General features: G+C 43.2%; 14 protein-coding genes and 1 pseudogene. 1 reads left to right on the plus strand and 14 read right to left on the minus strand.

What is annotated here, in order from left to right:
• Positions 1 to 124: 124 nt before the first annotated feature.
• The 8 genes from BVG16_RS21395 to BVG16_RS21430 form a co-directional block, all read right to left on the minus strand.
• Positions 125 to 4,681 carry a discoidin domain-containing protein gene (locus BVG16_RS21395; RefSeq protein WP_078501235.1) on the minus strand — a complete coding sequence of 1,519 codons (4,557 nt, stop codon included), beginning with the start codon at positions 4,679 to 4,681 and terminating at the stop codon, positions 125 to 127.
• 488 nt (positions 4,682 to 5,169) lie between these two features.
• Entirely contained in the window at positions 5,170 to 6,459 is a 1,290-nt protein-coding gene (locus tag BVG16_RS21400) for an NCS2 family permease (RefSeq protein ID WP_078501236.1), read from the minus strand.
• A gap of 154 nt (positions 6,460 to 6,613) precedes the next feature.
• Positions 6,614 to 7,240 carry an NAD(P)/FAD-dependent oxidoreductase gene (locus BVG16_RS21405; RefSeq protein ID WP_078501237.1) on the minus strand — a complete coding sequence of 209 codons (627 nt, stop codon included), beginning with the start codon at positions 7,238 to 7,240 and terminating at the stop codon, positions 6,614 to 6,616.
• A 203-nt stretch (positions 7,241 to 7,443) separates the two neighbouring features.
• Entirely contained in the window at positions 7,444 to 8,160 is a 717-nt protein-coding gene (deoD, locus tag BVG16_RS21410) for a purine-nucleoside phosphorylase (protein ID WP_078501238.1), read from the minus strand.
• A 41-nt stretch (positions 8,161 to 8,201) separates the two neighbouring features.
• Positions 8,202 to 9,206 carry a sugar-binding transcriptional regulator gene (locus BVG16_RS21415; RefSeq protein WP_078501239.1) on the minus strand — a complete coding sequence of 335 codons (1,005 nt, stop codon included), beginning with the start codon at positions 9,204 to 9,206 and terminating at the stop codon, positions 8,202 to 8,204.
• A gap of 175 nt (positions 9,207 to 9,381) precedes the next feature.
• On the minus strand, positions 9,382 to 10,554 hold the full coding sequence (locus tag BVG16_RS21420; protein WP_078501240.1) for an MFS transporter: 1,173 nt from the start codon (positions 10,552 to 10,554) through the stop codon (positions 9,382 to 9,384).
• Between the two features lie 146 nt (positions 10,555 to 10,700).
• Positions 10,701 to 11,459, minus strand: a complete 759-nt coding sequence (locus tag BVG16_RS21425; RefSeq protein WP_078501241.1) for a TrmB family transcriptional regulator — start codon at positions 11,457 to 11,459, stop codon at positions 10,701 to 10,703.
• 119 nt (positions 11,460 to 11,578) lie between these two features.
• Entirely contained in the window at positions 11,579 to 13,441 is a 1,863-nt protein-coding gene (locus tag BVG16_RS21430) for a bifunctional metallophosphatase/5'-nucleotidase (RefSeq protein ID WP_078501445.1), read from the minus strand.
• Positions 13,442 to 13,712: 271 nt separating this feature from the next.
• On the opposite strand from BVG16_RS21430, the gene BVG16_RS21435 reads away from it, so the two are divergent.
• Positions 13,713 to 14,450, plus strand: a complete 738-nt coding sequence (locus BVG16_RS21435) for a Crp/Fnr family transcriptional regulator (protein ID WP_078501242.1) — start codon at positions 13,713 to 13,715, stop codon at positions 14,448 to 14,450.
• A gap of 110 nt (positions 14,451 to 14,560) precedes the next feature.
• On the opposite strand, the gene BVG16_RS21440 is transcribed toward BVG16_RS21435, so the two are convergent.
• From BVG16_RS21440 to BVG16_RS21465, 6 genes and pseudogenes are all read right to left on the minus strand, one after another.
• A complete protein-coding gene (locus BVG16_RS21440; RefSeq protein ID WP_158081749.1) occupies positions 14,561 to 15,724 on the minus strand; it encodes a copper amine oxidase N-terminal domain-containing protein in 1,164 nt (387 codons plus the stop codon).
• A 136-nt stretch (positions 15,725 to 15,860) separates the two neighbouring features.
• Complete coding sequence (locus tag BVG16_RS21445; protein WP_198957517.1) at positions 15,861 to 16,085, minus strand: helix-hairpin-helix domain-containing protein; 225 nt, start codon at positions 16,083 to 16,085, stop codon at positions 15,861 to 15,863.
• Between the two features lie 102 nt (positions 16,086 to 16,187).
• Positions 16,188 to 17,453: pseudogene (locus BVG16_RS21450) on the minus strand (PBSX family phage terminase large subunit).
• Entirely contained in the window at positions 17,450 to 17,887 is a 438-nt protein-coding gene (locus BVG16_RS21455) for a terminase small subunit (protein WP_078501245.1), read from the minus strand. The pseudogene BVG16_RS21450 and the gene BVG16_RS21455 overlap by 4 nt, the downstream one beginning before the upstream one ends.
• Positions 17,888 to 18,386: 499 nt before the next feature.
• Positions 18,387 to 19,058, minus strand: coding sequence for a hypothetical protein (locus BVG16_RS21460; RefSeq protein ID WP_078501246.1), 672 nt, complete (start codon positions 19,056 to 19,058; stop codon positions 18,387 to 18,389).
• A gap of 87 nt (positions 19,059 to 19,145) precedes the next feature.
• Positions 19,146 to 19,664: a hypothetical protein gene (locus BVG16_RS21465; RefSeq protein ID WP_078501247.1), complete on the minus strand. Its 519-nt coding sequence runs from the start codon at positions 19,662 to 19,664 to the stop codon at positions 19,146 to 19,148.
• Between the last annotated feature and the right edge of the window lie 27 nt (positions 19,665 to 19,691).

Raw genomic sequence — 19,691 nt, forward strand, 5'->3', positions numbered from 1 at the left:
ATACTCAGTACCCTGCCGATGTGATGGATTCCATGGAACGCAGCGCGACATACCCGCTACCCTCAGGGTCCCAAAAAAAACTCAAAACCCCCATCCTCATAGGACGGTGGTTTTGAGTTTCATTTTATTTCAATGCAAGTGCTTTTAGCAATACCGTAATGGATTCTGCACGTGTAGTGGATTCATTCGGCGCGAACAGGTTCCCTTCCCTGCCCTTGATAAGCCCTTGGCTTACGGCAGCATCAATCGCTGCTAGTGCCCAATTCGGTATGGACTTATCGTCATTGAAGCTGGTTCTATTACTAGATGTACTTTTCAGATTCATAGCGCGCGTGACCATCGTTACCATTTCGGCGCGGCTGATGTGCTTATTCGGCAAGAAACGTTGGTCTTCATAACCCGTTATGATGCCAAGTTCCGCAGCTTGCGAAATGGCTGTTGCGGCCCACACAGGAATCGCGTCTCGGTCGGTATATGACAACGTTGTACCTTTGTTCTCCAGATGTAATGATCTTGCGAGCATTACCGCAAACTCAGCGCGGGTAACCGATCCATCCGGATTGAATGTACCATCCGGATATCCTGTCGCGATTCCTTGCTCGACGGCTCTCTGAATATCAGCAGCTGCCCAATGATTGACGATATCAATGAATGACGGCTGTGACGTTGCTTCATCACGCTCTACTGCAAATACGGCGAATATACCCACATCGCGTACATCAGCACTTATATTGCTGCCAGAGACGCTGCCGCCTACTTCGGTCCACTGTTTTTTATTCTTATCGTATTGGAAAATGGATGCCTTTTGTTTGCTGCTTAATAGTTTGGCATCGAATGCCAGTGTCAGATGCAGTGTTTTATCAAAGGCACGATCTACATTTTTCAGTACTTCAAATATGGAACTAAGGACAGGATGCTGCGGGTCCAATAGGATTGAAGCAGGCTCTACCTTCTTAATTTGGAGCTTAACGGCTTCTTTCATGGATCCTACAGGTACTTGAACGCTTATGAGACTCCCCAAGTTAACCGTACCTGCTTCTCCCGGCTTCAACGTCATTTCTCCCTCTTTTGGAGCAGGAGGAAGTACCGTACCTGGAGAAGATTCGCTATTATCAGGGATAGGTCTAGGTTCAGGATCTGGTTTGTTATTTTCGTTATCTATAGATGTTTGTAATTGCGTATTCAACTCACTTAATGTTCCGACTTTCGTATCGAAATGATACGGATATTGCGACAACAGCGTCATGAGTTGGTTGCGGATAGACACGTTGCCCTTTCCGGTCGCAACGAGTTTCTCTGCCTGCGCAATAAGTGAATTGTATGGGGTCATCAGATCATCGCCATACACTTCGAACTCATAGAAGGAATAACCGTAATATTCGCCGTATACCGGGGTTCTTTCTATACCTTGAAATTTCACGTATCTGGCTTGAGTTGGATCGAATTCAATCTTACTCGTACCTAGTTTTCCATCGAATTCAAGGATTTGATCATCCTTCATCACATTGGTCCATGTTTCTTTGTCATTGGATGCGAGAATTTTGTACTTTTTCGCTGCCGTCTCCCAAGATATGATTACTTTACTGATTTTCTTCGATTTGCCTAGATCAACAATAAACCACGAATCATCTTTATGTGCACTTGACCAGCGTGAGGACATATTTCCATCGACGGCTTGGTCAGACGGTAACCATGGCGCTTCCAACTCTGAGGATTCTGTTGGCTGGTACAGCGCATAATTGTTAACATCGAGCAGCGGAATGAATTTATTATAGACTTGAAGATTATCGATCGTTCCTTTAAAGGAGTTGGTTGCACTGCCTATTTTCTCAACTGGCAGAACAAGCGTCTGAATACGAGGCATAGGCTGCGTTAACGCTAACTTCTCTACGTATTCATTCCCGTTTACGTACAATGATACACCAGACCGGTCTCCAGTCAGTAGAATGTGCGTCCATTTCTCTTCCGGAACCTTGTAATCGAATACGCTGTCATAACCTTCTTTTGAAAACCCTAATTTTCCTGTTTCGCCTTGCTTTAATTTAACCGTACCTGCAGGTGATTCCATTAAGACGGCGTCGTTTGGGTTGCCTGCATCCGGCTTAATCCACATCGATACCGTCCAACCAAACCCTAAGCTGCTTAACGGCGTCTGAATGTAGCTGTCGCCCCCGCTGAAATACGCACCTTTCCCGTATTTCCCCTCGGTAAAGGTCACTTGGTTACCTATTCCATCAAAATGGTTACCAGATGCATCATTGAAGTTCTCTTCAAAAGAATAATTAAGGACACTTCCTTCTGGATTATCGACTTTCACGTCATGCGAAAGGTGGGTATTCGGCGCATCCCCCATCCCCGCCGCTGTCTTCATAAATGTATCGTAGTCAACATCACTTCTCGCGCCGTGCCACATTTTCTCAGAAAGGACCTGCATGGCAGGGACCAAGCGGACATGGGTATCATCCATCGATAGCCCCGCTTCATACGAAATATCATTCCAGAGCGCGAACATGCCGCCTTTTAATTGCGGATGGCCGAAAGGCAGCGTCGCACCGTCCCATTTTACAGGCTCCCATTCCTGATATAAGAGTGACGTATTTAAATAATCGGCATATAGTCGGGGTACGAGATATAAATAGCTATTATTGGTGTTAATGATGTTATAACCCAGATCAATCGCTTGCTGCGGTCCGCCATACGGCATATGCCAGATCGCCATGGTCGCTTCATTGCTGATCGGTGTCTTCCCGGCGTACTCTTGCAATCCGCCCCACAACAAAGGATGTTTCCCTTTGCTATGGATGAATTTGATCATGGTGTCCATATACTTTCTGAAATCTTCCGTGTTTCCTCCCGCGTATTCATCTGTTCCAATTTGAACATCAGGACCGAGAAATGTAGGTTCTCCGCCATCGTAGCCGTCAATATATTCACTCCACAAATCCTTGACAAAATCGACGGTATCGGGTTTAGAGATATCCAGATGCGAACCATTCCCCAGAGAAGGATCTAATGTCGTAAAAGCACGCGAATGCCCTGGCGTATCGATTTCAGGGATAATATTAATACCATAATCTTGACCTAACCGCTGCAAATCGCGGAACTCTTCTTTCGTATAAAAGCCATCTTTACTTGTTAATTCCGGAGACCTCTCGTTTTCTAACCGAAACACACCGCGATTACCTATATCATCATTCAGATGGATTTGCAGGTCAGTCATCTTATACCATGACATCATTTTGACGTAATCCCGAAGGAAATCAATCGTATAGAACTTACGAGCAACATCAATCATGAAGCCGCGGGTTTCATACTTAGGATAGTCGCGAGACAGTCCTTTCGGGATCGTATCATGGCCATCATCTGCTTTGAGGATCTGAAGCACAGACCGTGTGCCTCCGAATACGCCCTTAATTGTCGGTGCCGTAATCGATACATAATCATCTACATGAAACAAGTAGCCTTCTGCACCAAGTTCGCTAGCATCTGAGGTTAATGATAATACCAAATCTCCAGCGGAAGGCGCACCCTGCATGACTTGCAAATCAAAACCTGTAATGTCTTTAATATCATCTTTCATGATTTCTGCTGTCTTCTGCAAAGAATCATCACTCACGACGATTCTTGAGGAAGAAGTTAAAGTGAATTGACCTGTTCCTCCTACCCATTCCCGTAAGGATGGGATAACTTTTGGTTCAGCATTTTGATCTCCCGTTGGCGTATACTCCCCTGGAACGGTAACCTCGAAAGACGGAGTTATGGCTTTCAGGTCAGGATTTTCCTCACTCTGCACTTGGAGCATCACATGGACTCTCTGATCTGTCAGAGGCGTGTGAATTCGGCCCTCTTTATCGATGACTGGCAATGCATCGCTGCCGAACACAGAGACCCTGTACCCATCCGGCACTGCAGGATATGTAAGCTGCGTCTGTCCTTTACCGATCGGCTCTAACCCTTGAATTCCTTGCATGATTTTCACGAGCGGATCTTCTTGATATACTTCGAATTCATAGAACGAATAACCGTATAATATGCCGTCAACTGGCTTTCGTTCAACACCTTGGAACTTGACATATCGTGCTTCTCGAGATGGGAAATCGAGGATTTCTTTTCCGCCTTTACAATCGATCACACCATTATTCTCTGCCGTAATGTTCTCCCATTCTTCTCCATAGACGGAGGTCAGAACACTATAGGTCTTGGCTGGTGTCTGCCAGTGAATAACCACTTGCCCGATCTCTTTCTTCGCGCCTAGATCCACGATAAACCATTGATTATCGGTTTTATCGGATGACCAGCGGGTTCCCATATTTCCATCGACCGCATTTTCAGGACCCAGATAGTCAACTTCATTACCAGATGCCTTTACAGGTTTCTTCAAAGCATAGTTTTCTTTTCCTGTTGCTGCAGCGCTTTGTTCAGGTTGAACAAGATCCGTCGCAATAGGCTGTTCCTCAGGTACAACAGGTACGTCTGATACACCGGACAGATCTCCTGGAATATCATTGACAACAGGTACGTCAGTCGCATGATTTCCCGTCTGATCGTCTAATAAAACTTCTTGAATCGGACGCTCTTCTGCCATGGCAAATGATGAATTTGTTGAAAAAACGATTGAAAATAACAGTAGAATCGATAACAAAAATGAACATCTCTGTTGGATCCTTTGACTCAGCTTCATTTTTCCATCCTCATTTCCTAGTATGAAATGGTATGCATCATCTCATGTATGCGGTTACAGCATGTCGCAAAAAGGCCGGGCCCGGGCTGCCCATGCATTACAAAGAGGCCTCTTACGTGTTAATACTAAGAGACCTGTTCCTTAAATTTATATAGATAATTCCTTACTTTGATATACATTTATTTACTTTATGACGCTTTTATCGCGTCCCAACGCATTTGAATGTCCGTCTGAGGCAAATTTTCAACCAAAAGAATTTCACCCTCGCTTCAGCGAACCCGATTTCGTTCACAATGGCGTTGGTTCCTTGAAAAATGGCTTCATTTATATTATCATCACGTCGTCTTATGGATTTATAGTAAATCTTCAATGATTATATGTCAATTGAACCACAAAATTCGTTCTTTTGGCATATCCAAGTTCATGGACAGCATAGATGCGAAAAACCGCCTTCAGCTTCGAAGGCGGTACGTGTTGACGCTATTGAATTAACTCGTCGTATGCAGCACAAAGTTCAATACGAATAAGAATGCGATGACATAGGATACAATGCCTACGCTTTTCCCTTTACCTGTGGCGATCTTAAGCAGCGGATAAGTGATAAATCCGAACGCCATGCCATCCACGATGCTTGAAGTTAGTGGAATTGCAGCTATCGTCAAGAAAGCCGGGAACCAATCCGTCAGATCATCGAACTTCATCTCACGTATGTTCTGAATCATCAATCCACCGATAATCATGAGAATAGGAGCAATTGCTGAACTCGGAATGAGCTTAATCAACGGAATCACGGCGATCGAGCTTAGGAATAAGACTCCAGTCGTTATCGAGGTTAGTCCCGTCTTACCGCCTGCTGAGATCCCCGCTGCACTTTCGACAGCAGAGATGGTGGGGCTCGTTCCAAATACCCCTGCACCAATGACGGATACCGCACTAGCCTGAAGCGAACGCTTGAATTTGTCTGGCTGCTTCACCATTTCCATTTGTCCATGAATCAACCCGACGTTCTCGAACAGGATGACCAGAATCAAAGAGAATGCCGCGATCCAGAACACAACGGATGTCAATCCATCAAAGGACATCGATCCAATGACCTGACCATAATCCGCAAGCGAAAATGCCGCTTCACTACCAGTTCCTGCTTCTAGGCCCCCGAACAACGCTGCAAGCAGTGTACCTGCAATGATACCGATCAACAAATTACCTCGAACTTGACGAACGAACAGGAACAAGGTGATCGCGAGCGTAGCGACTGTGAGGAGTACCTTCGGATCTGAGAAATCTCCTAGAGCAACCAAAGTCGTCTTGCCAGATACGATAATTCCGCCTTTTTGCATGCCGATAAAGGTTAACAGGAATCCGATACCCACCGTGATCGCATGTTTCAACGAATTCGGTATCGCTCGGGCAATGATGCCAGATAACGAGGTAAAGGTAACGATGGTAACAATGAGACCGGATATGAACACAGCAGCTAACGCTTCTTGCCATGACAACCCCATTCCTTGAACAATCGTATACGAAAAGAGCGCATTTACGCCCATGCCAGGCACGAGGATAATCGGACTGTTCGCCCAGAAGCCGACAAGAAGGCATCCGACGAAAGATGTAAATACGGTCGCCGCTACCCCTGCTTCAAAAGGAATTCCCGCATCCTTGAGAATCGACGCATTAACGACAATAATATAGACAACTGTGAAAAATGAGACGATTCCCGCCATGATTTCCTGGTATGAATTCGTACCGTGTTCTTGCAAACGAAACCATTTTTGAATCATATCGTGAACCTACTTCGTAAAACCCCTCGCCCACCCAAATTGTAAGCTTAGTCACAACTCGTCGTTCATTTTAGCAGAAAACCATGATGATAACTAGGGAAATTATTTACATAAAAACTTTGTCATGAATAATGATGAAGCACTCCTCTCATTATTAAGCCGCAATTTGCTGCAAGGTCTCCAGTGTTACACGCCCGATAAATTTACTGAATTTCTCTTTCCCCTTCGCTTCCGTCTTGTAATAATCGATAATTCGCAGAATCACCGGTACCAGCTGTTCTTCCGATAAGCCGGACATGAATAATTGTGCTGCTGCAACCTTAATCCCCCTAGGTTCTCCACCGACATAAATATCAAACGTATTTCGCATCTTTACAACACCAATATCCTTGAATAGCGGCTCACTTGTACCAAGTGCACAACCTGCATATCCGATCTTGAGCGGGGTAGGCGTTTCGATGCCGGCGATCGCTTGGTTTAATGTGCGTGCGATCTCAACCCCAGCTTCTTCGGCGCCCTTGCAGAAATTACAAGCGATTAGACTCTTGCTTACAAATCCCGCTGGATATACTTCCAATCCAACAAGTTCAAGCTCGGCTTGAATGGATTCACGACGCTCCACTGGAATTTCGACATAGAGTTGTTTGAACGTAGTCATTTCGATGCGTGCTTCCTCGCCGACTACAGCGCCAATCGTTTGGAGGTGCTTCGGGGTGAATAAGGCTCCTCCTACTTGTATGCCCGGACTAACAGCAATTAACAGGGTCTCTCCCATTTTCATCGCTCCCTTTCTCCATCATTCCATATGATCCATGTCATTCATCGACGGTCTGAAGAAGATTATCGAATATCAATAATTTAATTTTAGTATACCCCTCTACCCTATAAGGGTCAATATAGTTTTCCTGTAAAAGTCCCTTTCCCCTATCAAAAGAAAAAAGACAGCCATAAGTCTGCCTCTTTTCCCGGATCCGATGTATGTCCTTACTGCCGGCCAGCCGTGATCGCAACGTCCAAAGCAAGCTCGATCATTTCAGTGAAGGTGCTCTCACGCTCCTCCGCCATCGTGACTTCTCCCGTAAGTACGTGATTGCTCACCGTCAGGATGGATAAGGCATTGACATGATATCGTGTGGCAAGCGTATAAAGTTCTGCGGTTTCCATTTCGAGCGCGAGCATTTGATAGTCTGCCCACAATTGGATCTCTTCCCTGTCATTAATATAAAATGTATCCGTTGTCATGACGTTACCCACGCGAACTGACATCTTTTTTTCTTGGGATAAATCATACGCGCGCTTCAGAAAATGAAAATTCGCCGTAGGTGCGAAGTCGATTCCTTTGAATCTTCGTTGATTCACGGCAGAGTTCGTTGAAGCACTCATCGCAAGCACGATCTCTCTTAACTGAACTCCTTTTTGAATGGCACCACATGTTCCGACACGGATCATATTCTTCACGCCATATTCTTGTATAAGTTCATGGGCATAGATAGACATGGATGGAATCCCCATCCCGGTCCCTTGCACCGAAACTCGATTGCCTTTATAAAACCCCGTATATCCTAACATCCCGCGAACTCCGTTATAGCAGTAAGCCTCTTCCAAGAAGGTATCCGCGATGAACTTCGCCCGAATCGGATCACCCGGCAAAAGGATAGATTCTGCAATATCGCTTGGCGATGCGCCAATATGTACACTCATTTCAGTACAGCCTCCAGTTTCATAACGTCATACATTTAAGATTAATAGAGAGGAATGCCAGACAGCGGGAAAGCATTGGATGGGTCTATCCGGGAATTAAGTTCCTGGTCTTTCTCCAGTAATGATTTGGCTGTCAACTGATCCGTAATCAATACATTCGCGAACCTGCCATTCAATGCTCCATAAATCGCTTCTACTTTCTCGGCTCCACCCGCTACAAGAATAGATCTTTCTTTTCGTTTCAACTCTTCCAATTCCAGTCCGATCATTCGCGTACTTAATTCCGAAAGACACAATTGTCCGTTCTTATCGTAAAATCGCGTACCAATATACCCTGCTGATTTCAACTTTATCTCGGTTCTGTCTTCATTGGAGAAATAATCCGATTGCAGGAATGCTGAGTCCGAATGCGAAGTGTCGACCGTGAATAAGGCGATATTGGCCTGCTTTCCCATTTCTAAGATTTTACGGATATATTTGTCCGACTCCATCGCTTGCTTGACCAATACATGATCGACAATGGCAGGCAGCGGCAGGAAATAGGGATGTGAATCCAAGGCTTGTGCAAATAAATGAAGTATTTCAGATTGATACCTATTGTCCTCGAGATGAGTGAATCCGCCTAGCATTTGAACGATGCTCACGTGGTTGACATGCTTGTGGTGTAATTTCTTCGCAATTTGATGCATGAGCTGACCCCATGCAAGTACGAGCGAATCGTCATCTTTAATAATTTCATCTAAATACAGAGCCGTATCTTCGGCTAGATATTCTCTGATCAAATTTTCTTCATAATGCGGCACAGATACAACGATGACTTTGGCTAAATTATATTTTTGTTTCAAGCGATATGCTAGGTTCTCTGTATCTTCAGAGGGATCCATAATCCGGATTTGAACGAATCCATCTTCCTTCGCCTGCTGCAAAAAACGTGAAACCGTTGGTCGGGAAACGCCTAGTTTATCCGCGATATCCTGTTGACTATAATCTTTAAAATAGTACATTTTTGCAGCTTCTATCATTTTCTTGACTTTATCCTGATCCATTATAGCCACCTATCTATCCATGATCTGATCCTTTAGCGCATGTTTTCTGATAATTATACCATTATCTTCTTATGTAATCACTTACATTGCTTGAGTCCAACGAAGTATATAGACCTGAAAAAGACCCTTGGGATATCCAAGGGCCTTCCTCTCGTACGTAAATGATACGTTGAATCTATGATTGCGGTAAACTTTTCTCAGCACGGAAACGATTTTTCCATTTAATAGAACATACTGCACAACCCAGCGCGAGTATCACGAAAATAACGCCAACCCATGCATTGTAATAGACCGAAGAACGTTCGATGACAACACCGCCGATGCCAGATCCAAGAGCTATGCCGATATGAATGGCTGAATTGTTCAAGCTTTGTTGTATCTCAGCGGATTCGGGTGCCGATTGGATCAAATAACTCTGCAATGAAGGTGAAATGGACCAACTAAGCATGCTCCAGATCATCATGACGACAATACAAGCATAAATCGAGAACGTCGACAGCGGCATGAGGAACATCATCACTCCAAAAACGGTCACGATCATGACAATACTTCTCTCCGACCCGAATTTGTCACTTACCCAGCCGCCAATGCCTCCACCCGCAACGGCCGCGATCCCGAAGATGAAGTAGAACACACTAAGCAAAGAAGTGTTGATATGCAGCGTTTCTTGTAGAAATGGCGTTAAGTAAGCATATAATGTCAGATGTCCTGTCAACATAAAGATGGATATCAAATGTGCGGATATGATTTTCCCGTTTCTCAACGTTTTCAGCTGCGTGCGAAGAGGGAGGGACGGTACAGGTGGCGTTTTACGAATATAGCGACCAATTGCTATCATAGCTAGGACAGATAGGCATGAGATCATAAAGAAAGGCGCCCGCCATCCGTAGGCGTTGCCTAAGATCATGCCGAGTGGAACCCCAAGGACTAAGGAGCCGCTAACGCCCATATAGATGGTTCCGATTGCACGTGCCCGATACTTCGGTTCAACCATCTGGGATGCCATCGTAATCGATAAGACAACAATGAGTGAACTGCTTGAAGCAGACAAAGCTCTCGCCAAGAGCAGGATGCTAAAGTTCGGACTGAACGTCGATACGATATTACCAATGATGAATACAAATAATGCATAGAGATATAGCTTCTTACGTTCTATTCTTGATGTCATCGTTAATAATAATGGTCCGGACAATGCGTATATGATCGAATATATCGTAATCAACTGCCCTGAAGCGCTTAACGAGATGCCCAAATCCGTTGAAATCAAATCCAAAATGCCGCCTACAATAAGTTCTACCGTGCCTGCTACAAAACAAGCCATTGCCAAAATATATATTTTGGGATTCATGATGATGAAATAACTCCTTTCAAACTTCCATTTCCAATATGGTTACTACCGAAATAGTAACCTAATATTCTCCGAAGATCAACCCTTAATTTCAACATAAAAAGGCGAATAGAACAATCGTTCTATCCGCCTGAAAGGTTCGATCCTTAATATTTGAGTTGTAACAGCTGCGCCATAATTTCTTGATCATGGATTAAGATATCGTTATATTTGGTTGTGATCTTGGTTAATAATACATCATGGTAGAAGTAATCCGTAAATACGCGTACAAATGGTTGCGATCTTGTCTTAATCGCTTGCCATTCGTTATTCTCTTCCCCTGCGAAGATAACCTCTTCATCGTCTACGATGAGCAACCTGAACCTTTCCAGTGTAACATGTTCTTTTTTCGGTTCAAAGAAAACAAGATGAGACAATTGTGACTTCACTTCGCCGACAACGAGGGCCTCAACGAATATTCCTTCCCTTTCTTTGGCTTCCAGGAGTGGGATATACTTCTGCATATCCGCTTTCCAAGCTGAGAAACGGATCGATTTTTGGGCTTGCTGTAGCGATTGATGTAACTTTGCCTCGATGGAGGTATCTTCCTTTAGGCTCCAGACATGATCATCGATGAACTCTTTTTGCGGCTCGTACGTCTCAAGCTGTTCAATATCAGCCTGAAATTCAGCCGTTAGCTTTTCAATCACAAGAGGAAGTGGCAATGCGGAATATAGTTTCTTTTTCTCGGATACGGATTCAAGCGCGATGCCCTTCTCCACCAGTTTGGATATGACCTCGTATATTTTGGCCTTTGGCACGCCGGAATGTTTGACAATCATGGTTGCATCCATTGGTTTCATTCCAGATACTAACGCTTCATACACTTTGCTCTCATATTGTGAATAACCGAATTTATGTAACATGTATCCCCCGCCCATGGTTCCCATTTTGTTATAAATGTATCATAGATCGGCGCGTATTTCTATTTGCTGGCGAACATGAAGAAAGGAACTGACACCAGGGTCAATTCCTTGGATAGGAGCTATTTCTTGACAACGATGCGATTCTCGACTTGCGGGTTAATCTCTTTATGCTGCTCGAGGTATTCCTCTACGACGTCATAGAATGTGTATCCGGTATTTAAAACTTGATCTTTTTTCAACATACTGTATCCATCCCCACCAGAAGTAATGAAGTCATTCGTAGCAACGGTGTATGTTTTTGTTAAATCCAGTGGTTTTCCGCCGATTTTGACGTCCAATACACGCTGCCCAGCAGGTTTCGTAATATCGTATTCAAAAGACATGCCGCCTATTTGCAAGAAGGAACCTGGCAAGTCATCTGTTTTCTCAACGCCTTTGACAGAAACCTCGAGTGCTGCACGGATGTCTGCGCCTGTAGCTTCTACGATCGTTAATGTATTCGGGAAGGGTAGAATCGAATAGAGATCCTTTTTGGTGATATCCCCAGCTTTTTTGCTCGCTCGGATTCCGCCCCCGTTCACTAACGCGATATCTGCGGTATGACCTTGAATCGTTTTTGTTTTCGCAATGATTGCATCCGCAATAAAGTTGCCTAAATTCGTCTCAACCGCGCGCACTTGCGGTCTTTCTCCCTGCAGATCTACATTGGTTTTCCCAACCGTTACGTTCATGGATTTCTCTACTTTTTGAACAACTTCTTGAACCAGCTTATCGATAGCTGGATCGGCTTTGACATTCTCATCATACTCTACCAATCCGCCGCTAAACCCTACCAATTCTTTGTCATAGTAATACATGTCTACGCGCCCAAGAGATTTACCATATTCCCAGTCTTGAACGATATGCGTACCGTTAACAACTTCAGGCGTTCGAAGGGGTGTATGTGAGTGCCCCCCAATAATTAAGTCAATCCCAGGTACATTTTTCGCAATCTCCCGGTCTTTCTCTACCCCAATATGAGAGAGGATAATGACGTGGTCGGCTTGCGCCTGCAGTTCAGGCACTAATTTTTTGGCAATTTCAACAGGGTCTTTGAACGTTAACCCAATGACATTGTTCGGATGGGTGACGATCGGCGTATCCTCTGTCACGAATCCAATAAATGCGATCGTCTGATCGCCTACTTTTGCCGTATAGGTCGGAACAAGAAGGTTGGCGCCGTCTGCCTTGTACACATTCGCATTGATCATCGGATATTTCAACTGATCACGCAAGTTCAGTAATTGTTCATAACCGTAATCAAATTCATGATTTCCTGCTGCCATCGCCGCATAACCAAGCGAATTTAGAATAGGCAGGACCGTTTCTCCCTTGAATTGATTGGTATAGATGGTTCCTTGGAACGTATCACCGGCATCCATCAACAAAAAGTTGCTATTTTCCTTACGCCAATCGTTAACCAGTGTAGCAATTTTGGCATAACCAAACTCTTTGTCCTTCGTATTCTCTTGAATATGGCCATGAACATCATTTGTGTGTGCGATCGTGATATGTTCCGTAAGTCCGTCGCCTAATGCCTGTAAGAAACTACCCCGCGTGACGGGTGCGTCACCTGATAGTTTTAGATCCATATGTAAGCTTTTAGAGATTTCTATCAGACGCGCAGCCGTAGGGAATACTCTACCATTTGCTTGCTCTTCTTTGGTGATCGCGCCTTTGGCAAATGCCCAATTCAAATAACCCTCGGCCCAATATCCGCTTGATTGTTCAACGGTTTCTCCTGCCCCTCTAGCAATAAGAGCAACCGCCTCTCCTAGAGAAACTTTCGTTTCTAACAAGAGATCTCCACGATCGTATCCTTTCACGATTTGTTTTTGCTGCATCCACTCTTGATGATAGATGGGTTGCAACGGAGCAGCGAACGCTGATGCGGCAAATGTCGTGGACAAGGCCCCCGTCAGCAATAATGTTGACGCTTTCATTTTCAATTTCAAAAAAACCACTCTCCCCTTGTAAGTGTCAATTGAACTATGAACAAATGTAATATATTACCGCACATTTGTTGATTCATAGTATACACATGTTCTATGAAACCGGTCAATACGAAACTTTACAGTACATTATTCGAGGATATAAGATGTCATTATGTAAATTAACATGAACATATGATAACTCACTAGGTGCATATTGCGAATTCATACCAGCTCCTGTATCCTTAGTTAGTGTACATACAACTCGAAAGGATCTGCGTCCATGATAGAATTAAGAGAGGTTCCTCTTTTCTCAGAGATCCCTACGGATGAACTGCAACGTTTCGAGCCGATGCTGCGAGAACGTAAATATAAGAAGAATCATGTTTTTATGTTCGAAAATGACCAAAGTGATAGTATATACATCCTGCGTACAGGCAAGGTAAAGGTGTATCGGATCCAAGACGGCAAAGAAATCGTGATTGGCATTCATTTTCCAGGAGATGTCGTAGGCGAAGCCGAAGCCTTAACCGGCGATCTGTACCGCGTTGCCTCCGTTGAAACGTTAGAGCCTGTTGTTGCATGGCAGATCAGTAAACCGGATTTTTTGGCCATCGTTGATCGATACCCTTCCGTTATACGAATCGCTTATACGATGATGTTCGCTCGCGTTCGCGTATTAAATCGAACCATACGATATTTGACCTTTCTTGATGTTCGTACGAAGTTAGCCAATTTAATGTTGGATCTCTATTATAATGTCGGTAAACTCGAAAATGGCGAATGTAAAATAGACATGAAAGTGAATCATGCCCTTTTAGCCAGTATGGTAGGAAATACACGCGAATCGATCTCCAAGACGCTAAGTGAATTTCAGAGTGAAGGTCTTATCGAAATACGGCAGAAATATATCTTTCTTCGTGATATGAAGCGGTTAGAGAAAATTTGTTATGAAACCGAAGAGGTGCCGGAGCTCCGTAAATGGGATCATGGGTTACGTATCACCGAAGACTTATCGTAGCACAAAAACATTCCTTCGATTATGCCTCAGCTCTCTCACGATACTTGGTAGACACAATCTTGGCAAAAGAAAAATAGGAGCTGCTGCATAGCAAGCTCCTATTTCTTTGCTCAGTTCCCGCTGGGACTCAGATCTGGCCCCTTCTCTTCTACCTTTATGTGCAAAGTATAGCTATATAAATTTGTGTCCTTGGCAATGGGGGAGTTATTTCTGAAGTAGAGTATGTTCTCCTCTCTCTTCGCATATTTCAAATAATCTCCTCGATATGGTGCATCGTTGGATTCGGCGTATTGGATATCAGCTGCACCAAGAAGTTTATCATACAGGATTACGGTTTGTTGACTTGAACGTTCGACCAGCTTCAGCAGACCGGAACCATTGGCACGGATGAGCAGAAAATCATCATCACCGCCTTCGATGAAATAGTTATCATCTTCGCCGCCGAATTTGACGAGATCTAGCGTCGACTTCACAACCCCTGTTCCATCCTCGATGAAACGTAAAGTTTTGCCGTCTGTAAGCAGCAATTCATTTCCGAACTGAGTCACATTTTGTTCGTATCGTTGCCAATACTTGACGTCAGATTGACGTATGACAGATCCGTCCTTGAGGATGAGGTAAAAGAGATGGTTGTTAATGTGTGGCTCCCCGTAATTATCTCCAATGGTAAGGAATAATAGGCCGCCGGGTGTCTTTCTAAAATCGAATGTAACGCCATCGTAGAGTTCGGATCCGAGATTTGCGATCTTGGTCTGGATGCCGTTTTTGTCCGTTACGAACAGCTCCCCCGTATTCTTGACCACACTGTATGTCATGCCTGCATAGGTTTGGCTGGCTCCCGGATACGTATGCAATCCTGCAGCGCTTATAAGCTGGTGTTCCGCATCCCATGTAAGAGAATTACCCTCTAACGTCTGAACGATGAACCTCGCGGGTACGAAAAGCTCGTTCTTATTTTCATACGGAGCGGCACCTACATCGACGAGGCGACCGTCGATCACACCTGTTTTGCTTCCGATCCGCACCGCCGCTTTTTTGCCATAACCAATCATTTCTGCGCGTTGATGCGCTTTATCCCACGTTATGCTCATTCCGGCGGACTCCATGACAGAAGCGGAAATATAGGTTGTGCCATTTTTGACTACGGCGCTTCCAGAGGATTCCCCGCCTTGATCCCATGAGAACCGATAATAGGCCGTTCCTCCGGCTTGCGCAACTGCGGGTACTGCAAGTAGTGCAGCGAATAAGGCAGTCGCTATCCATCTTGCTTTCAAATCCATCATCCTCTCAACGGTTTTCGTTACAAGGCATCACAAAAATATGATTTATTTGCTTTTTCCAATTCGGATTCTGGGATCAATCACTTCTATGTATCCTAGACGGATCTTCGTTAGGAAGAGTTGCTGATTATTATTTTGTTTTTTCCCCATCAGCGAACGATAAACCTTTCTCTTCAAGGGCAATGCGTATGATCCCCATAGCTTTGGGACCCATCCCATGCAGCTTCAGTACATCGGCCTCGGTGATCTTGCTCAACTGTTCCAGCTTTACAAATCCTGCTCCAGCAAGCGCACGAAGTGCCGGCTTAGCTATTCCTTTGGGGAAATCCGGTTCAGATGGGGTCTCCTTCTCCAAGAAATGAATTTCTAAGCAAAAAAAACATAACCTTATGATATCAGTTATTATGCATATTAATAGTCAATTCTAGGATAACTATCGAATTCCTTTATTTCTTTGTTATATACCTAATGATCCCGAATTCAGCGAACGCACCTTATTTGATTTCCTTGCACTCTCCAACGCATACCACATAGCATCCATCAAGTGATTAAACTCGTCTATAGGCTTGTTCAGTGTGTTACCGTCCCTGTCCTTATCCCACGTATAGTTATTGATTTCGGTGATAAAGTTAACGCAACGTGGATCAATGACAATTTCGAAATCCTGTATGAATTGGATGCCGTTCATGATGGAATCTTTATCCTTGGCTGCTGCCTTGATTCTCTGCAATCCTAACCGTTTTAATTCGTCTATGCTCTTAGGTTCGGCGCTATCTGCAATGATAGGGCTTCTAGTGTACCCCTTACCGTCTAGGCGCTCTTATTTGGCTTTATTACTCATTCCACGTTCATACACTTCATCCAAGATGTAAAGCCGCATATTTTCCTTATCTACCGCAATAGAAATGAATGCTGTCGGGTCATGGGTATAACCGAAGTCCAAGCCATTGGCGACTAAATCACACCGTTTTAGAACGTCTACACGGTCAATCTCTGCCACTCTAAAATTGTCATAGACTAATCCATCTGCAACGCCCCAATCACCGTCACACACAATACTAGCCCGTCGTGGATTCGTTCTATAAAGGCTCTCGTACCGCTTTTTGTCACCATCATCCAGCCATTCATTCACTCGGAATGTCGTTGTCATTGCGAATGTGTCAGGCTCTTGTGTAGCTTCATCAAAGAACACCTTTTTAAGCCAATGGCGCTCACTCCACGGGTTAAATGTTACGGTTATCTGTTTGAAGAATTCGGGGTCATCGTAGCTACCACGGATAGACTCGACAACGGTTCGAAACTTATCATCTGATTCGATTTCGTAAGCTTCCTCAAACCACGCCCAACACAAAGAACCCACATCAACGGTTATTGAGGTGAGTTTCAATGGATCGTCAAGTCCACGAAATATGATTCGCTGTCCTGTCGGTTTATATGTTAACTCAGGAAGGCTGTCATTCGTTTTCCAAAGCGATTTCACGTCTAATTGATTGATAGCCCATTTAAGGTCTGTATAGCAACTCTGACGCAATGTATTACTGTAACGCCTTACTACTAGTGTATTAGCCCAAGGGTGCTGCATCATGCGATATATAAGGTTGAGCGCTGTTGTTTTGGACTTCTTCGAACCCCGCGAACCTTTGCACACTCGGTAAAAGTTACGATTGTTCCAAAAACGGTTATAACCTTTCCCTATTAACTTTTTAACGCTAATAGCACTCATGAATCATCATCTTCGGGAACATCGTTAACGAACGTAGGTAATTTGTGTGTAACGTCTATAACATCTTTCCATAGTCCATAACGCTTCCCTAGTTTCTCCGCAGCGTCTAGCCTTTCCTTCGTGCTTGGCGGCTTTGGTGTTAACATTTGCGCTCCACCGACTATACCAATAGGAATCTCTTCGTATTCCTCACCACGTAGGATTCGGGTTAAGGTTTCAAGAATCTCATCCTGTGAATCAATCCGTTCTTTATCCTTGGATTCCATGCGCTCGGCAATGTATGAATTCACCTTAATGTTCCTTAATATCTGAACCGCTCCTGCTTCCGCTGCATTACCCGTTGAAATATATCCGGCTCTTATATATGATTCCTTGGCGTTACCTGTTTCAATATAGTAATCCGCAAACGCTCTTTGTCTTGGTGTTGTCTTCATCCCTTCACCTCCCTACGTTGGTAGAAATAAAAAATGGAGATAAGCCGTCTACATTATTCGTAGATAACCTATCTCCATCGTTAATTTATATGTGTTTTCTGCTCTTAAATAAGAAAAAGAGGATGTCTTTTTTCGTTTTGTGAAAAAGACCCGCCCCCTCCCTTCGGATTTTCAAAGCGTTAAGTTCTAAAAAGATTTTATAACAACTTGCACACCCTGTCAAAGTCCATATACAGCGATAAAAAAGAACTATCCACAGGTTTATACACAATATGTTGTATCACCTTGTGTTTGCTCACTATTTCATTTCTACCATTCACAACACATTAAACGCACCTTACCACCGCGACTATCTCATTAGGTTTGTGTTCGCTGTAAAGTACGTTGAATCTAGTGTGAATACTTTAGAAAAAAAGAATTCAAAAACATGTACCCATAAAAAAAGCCACCTATTGGCGACTCATTAATTCTATTTGTATTTAAAAAGTAATATTAATGGTTATGTTAAAATGATTGCAACAATCTTATTATTGTCACAATCAACTGTTACTTGCATTGATTTGCACACACTTGCAAAAGCACGTACAGCAATATGATCTTTGAATGAGCTATCAAACGACCATTCATTTGGCATAAGAATAACGCAATCATTCAATTCCATAAATGTGTTATAGATAAAGTCCCAAATTCCTTCTATATCATATTCATTTGTTATAGAGATCTGATCTAATGTTACATTAAATCGCTTAATCTTGCTGTATGATTTTTCATTCGTTTCCTTGTTATATAAATCATAAACAATAGGGTTCAAATTATTATTCACTTTAAGATTTAGAAACTTATTTTTTGCATTATCTTTTATTGTTTGTAACATTATTTGAACTTCATTACCTTTTGTTACTTTTCTTATCATGTCAAAACAAGGTGCTATCTCTTCAATGATTTGTCTATAATATTTTTCTTCTACTATCGGGAGATATAATACACCATTCATATCAGTTGAAATAAATTGAGCTATGAAGAACTGACATAGTGGGGATAATTCTTTATTATTATCAAAATCCCCTGCATTAATTCGATCAATTTTAGGTCTAATCATTTCTTGCTTATTACTATTAATGGCTGGTTCCTCATCAACTTGTTTATGAAATATCTCTTCAAACAACTCCAAAACCGATTCCTCCTATAATAACTAAAGGAGAAAAAGTCTAGGGTTCTAGCCCATATCTTTTTCTCCTTAGTTATTTTATTTAAAATATTATTTTACTTCAAACTGAATCGTACCAGGAGTAACCGCATATGCTACTCCACCCGAACCATCTGAAGATAAACAAGTAACTGATCCGTTTATTGTGGCAAATTTCTTACCTGCAAATGCATATGATTTCGTTGCTTGATTAGATACAGATCTTGGGGTACCAAATGTACTATATTTGAATTGCTCACCATAGGGCTCAATATCCCACGTAACAACCATATTAACATAACTAATCCATGTTTTTGGCGTCGTAATTGTAACTGTCCAGTTAGCATCTACAGTTTTACCATCAACCTCAGACCAGAAATCTAAATAACCATCAATCGTACCGCTACCTTTAGCTAATTGATTACCTTCAAGAGGTACCAATTTAATAGGAATTCGGACATGTTCAGGATAGGTACCAGCTTCAACATTTTCACTCGGTACCTGTGATACTTCTGCAAACACACTTGTAGGTAATGCAACGATTAGAACTGCCAATAGAATTATGTGTGCAATTTTTTTAAAACTCTTCAAAACAAGCATCTCCTTAGAGGTTAATTT

The sequence above is a fragment of the Paenibacillus selenitireducens genome (assembly GCF_002021565.1).
Classification (GTDB): domain Bacteria; phylum Bacillota; class Bacilli; order Paenibacillales; family Paenibacillaceae; genus Paenibacillus_K; species Paenibacillus_K selenitireducens.

Bases quoted from the DNA above. Each gene is read 5' to 3' on its own strand.
- BVG16_RS21395 (WP_078501235.1), bottom strand. From the start codon at position 4,681: ATGAAGCTGAGTCAAAGGATCCAACAGAGATGTTCATTTTTGTTATCG.
- BVG16_RS21400 (WP_078501236.1), bottom strand. From the start codon at position 6,459: ATGATTCAAAAATGGTTTCGTTTGCAAGAACACGGTACGAATTCATAC.
- BVG16_RS21405 (WP_078501237.1), bottom strand. From the start codon at position 7,240: ATGAAAATGGGAGAGACCCTGTTAATTGCTGTTAGTCCGGGCATACAA.
- deoD (WP_078501238.1), bottom strand. From the start codon at position 8,160: ATGAGTGTACATATTGGCGCATCGCCAAGCGATATTGCAGAATCTATC.
- BVG16_RS21415 (WP_078501239.1), bottom strand. From the start codon at position 9,206: ATGGATCAGGATAAAGTCAAGAAAATGATAGAAGCTGCAAAAATGTAC.
- BVG16_RS21420 (WP_078501240.1), bottom strand. From the start codon at position 10,554: ATGAATCCCAAAATATATATTTTGGCAATGGCTTGTTTTGTAGCAGGC.
- BVG16_RS21425 (WP_078501241.1), bottom strand. From the start codon at position 11,459: ATGTTACATAAATTCGGTTATTCACAATATGAGAGCAAAGTGTATGAA.
- BVG16_RS21430 (WP_078501445.1), bottom strand. From the start codon at position 13,441: ATGAAAGCGTCAACATTATTGCTGACGGGGGCCTTGTCCACGACATTT.
- BVG16_RS21435 (WP_078501242.1), top strand. From the start codon at position 13,713: ATGATAGAATTAAGAGAGGTTCCTCTTTTCTCAGAGATCCCTACGGAT.
- BVG16_RS21455 (WP_078501245.1), bottom strand. From the start codon at position 17,887: ATGAAGACAACACCAAGACAAAGAGCGTTTGCGGATTACTATATTGAA.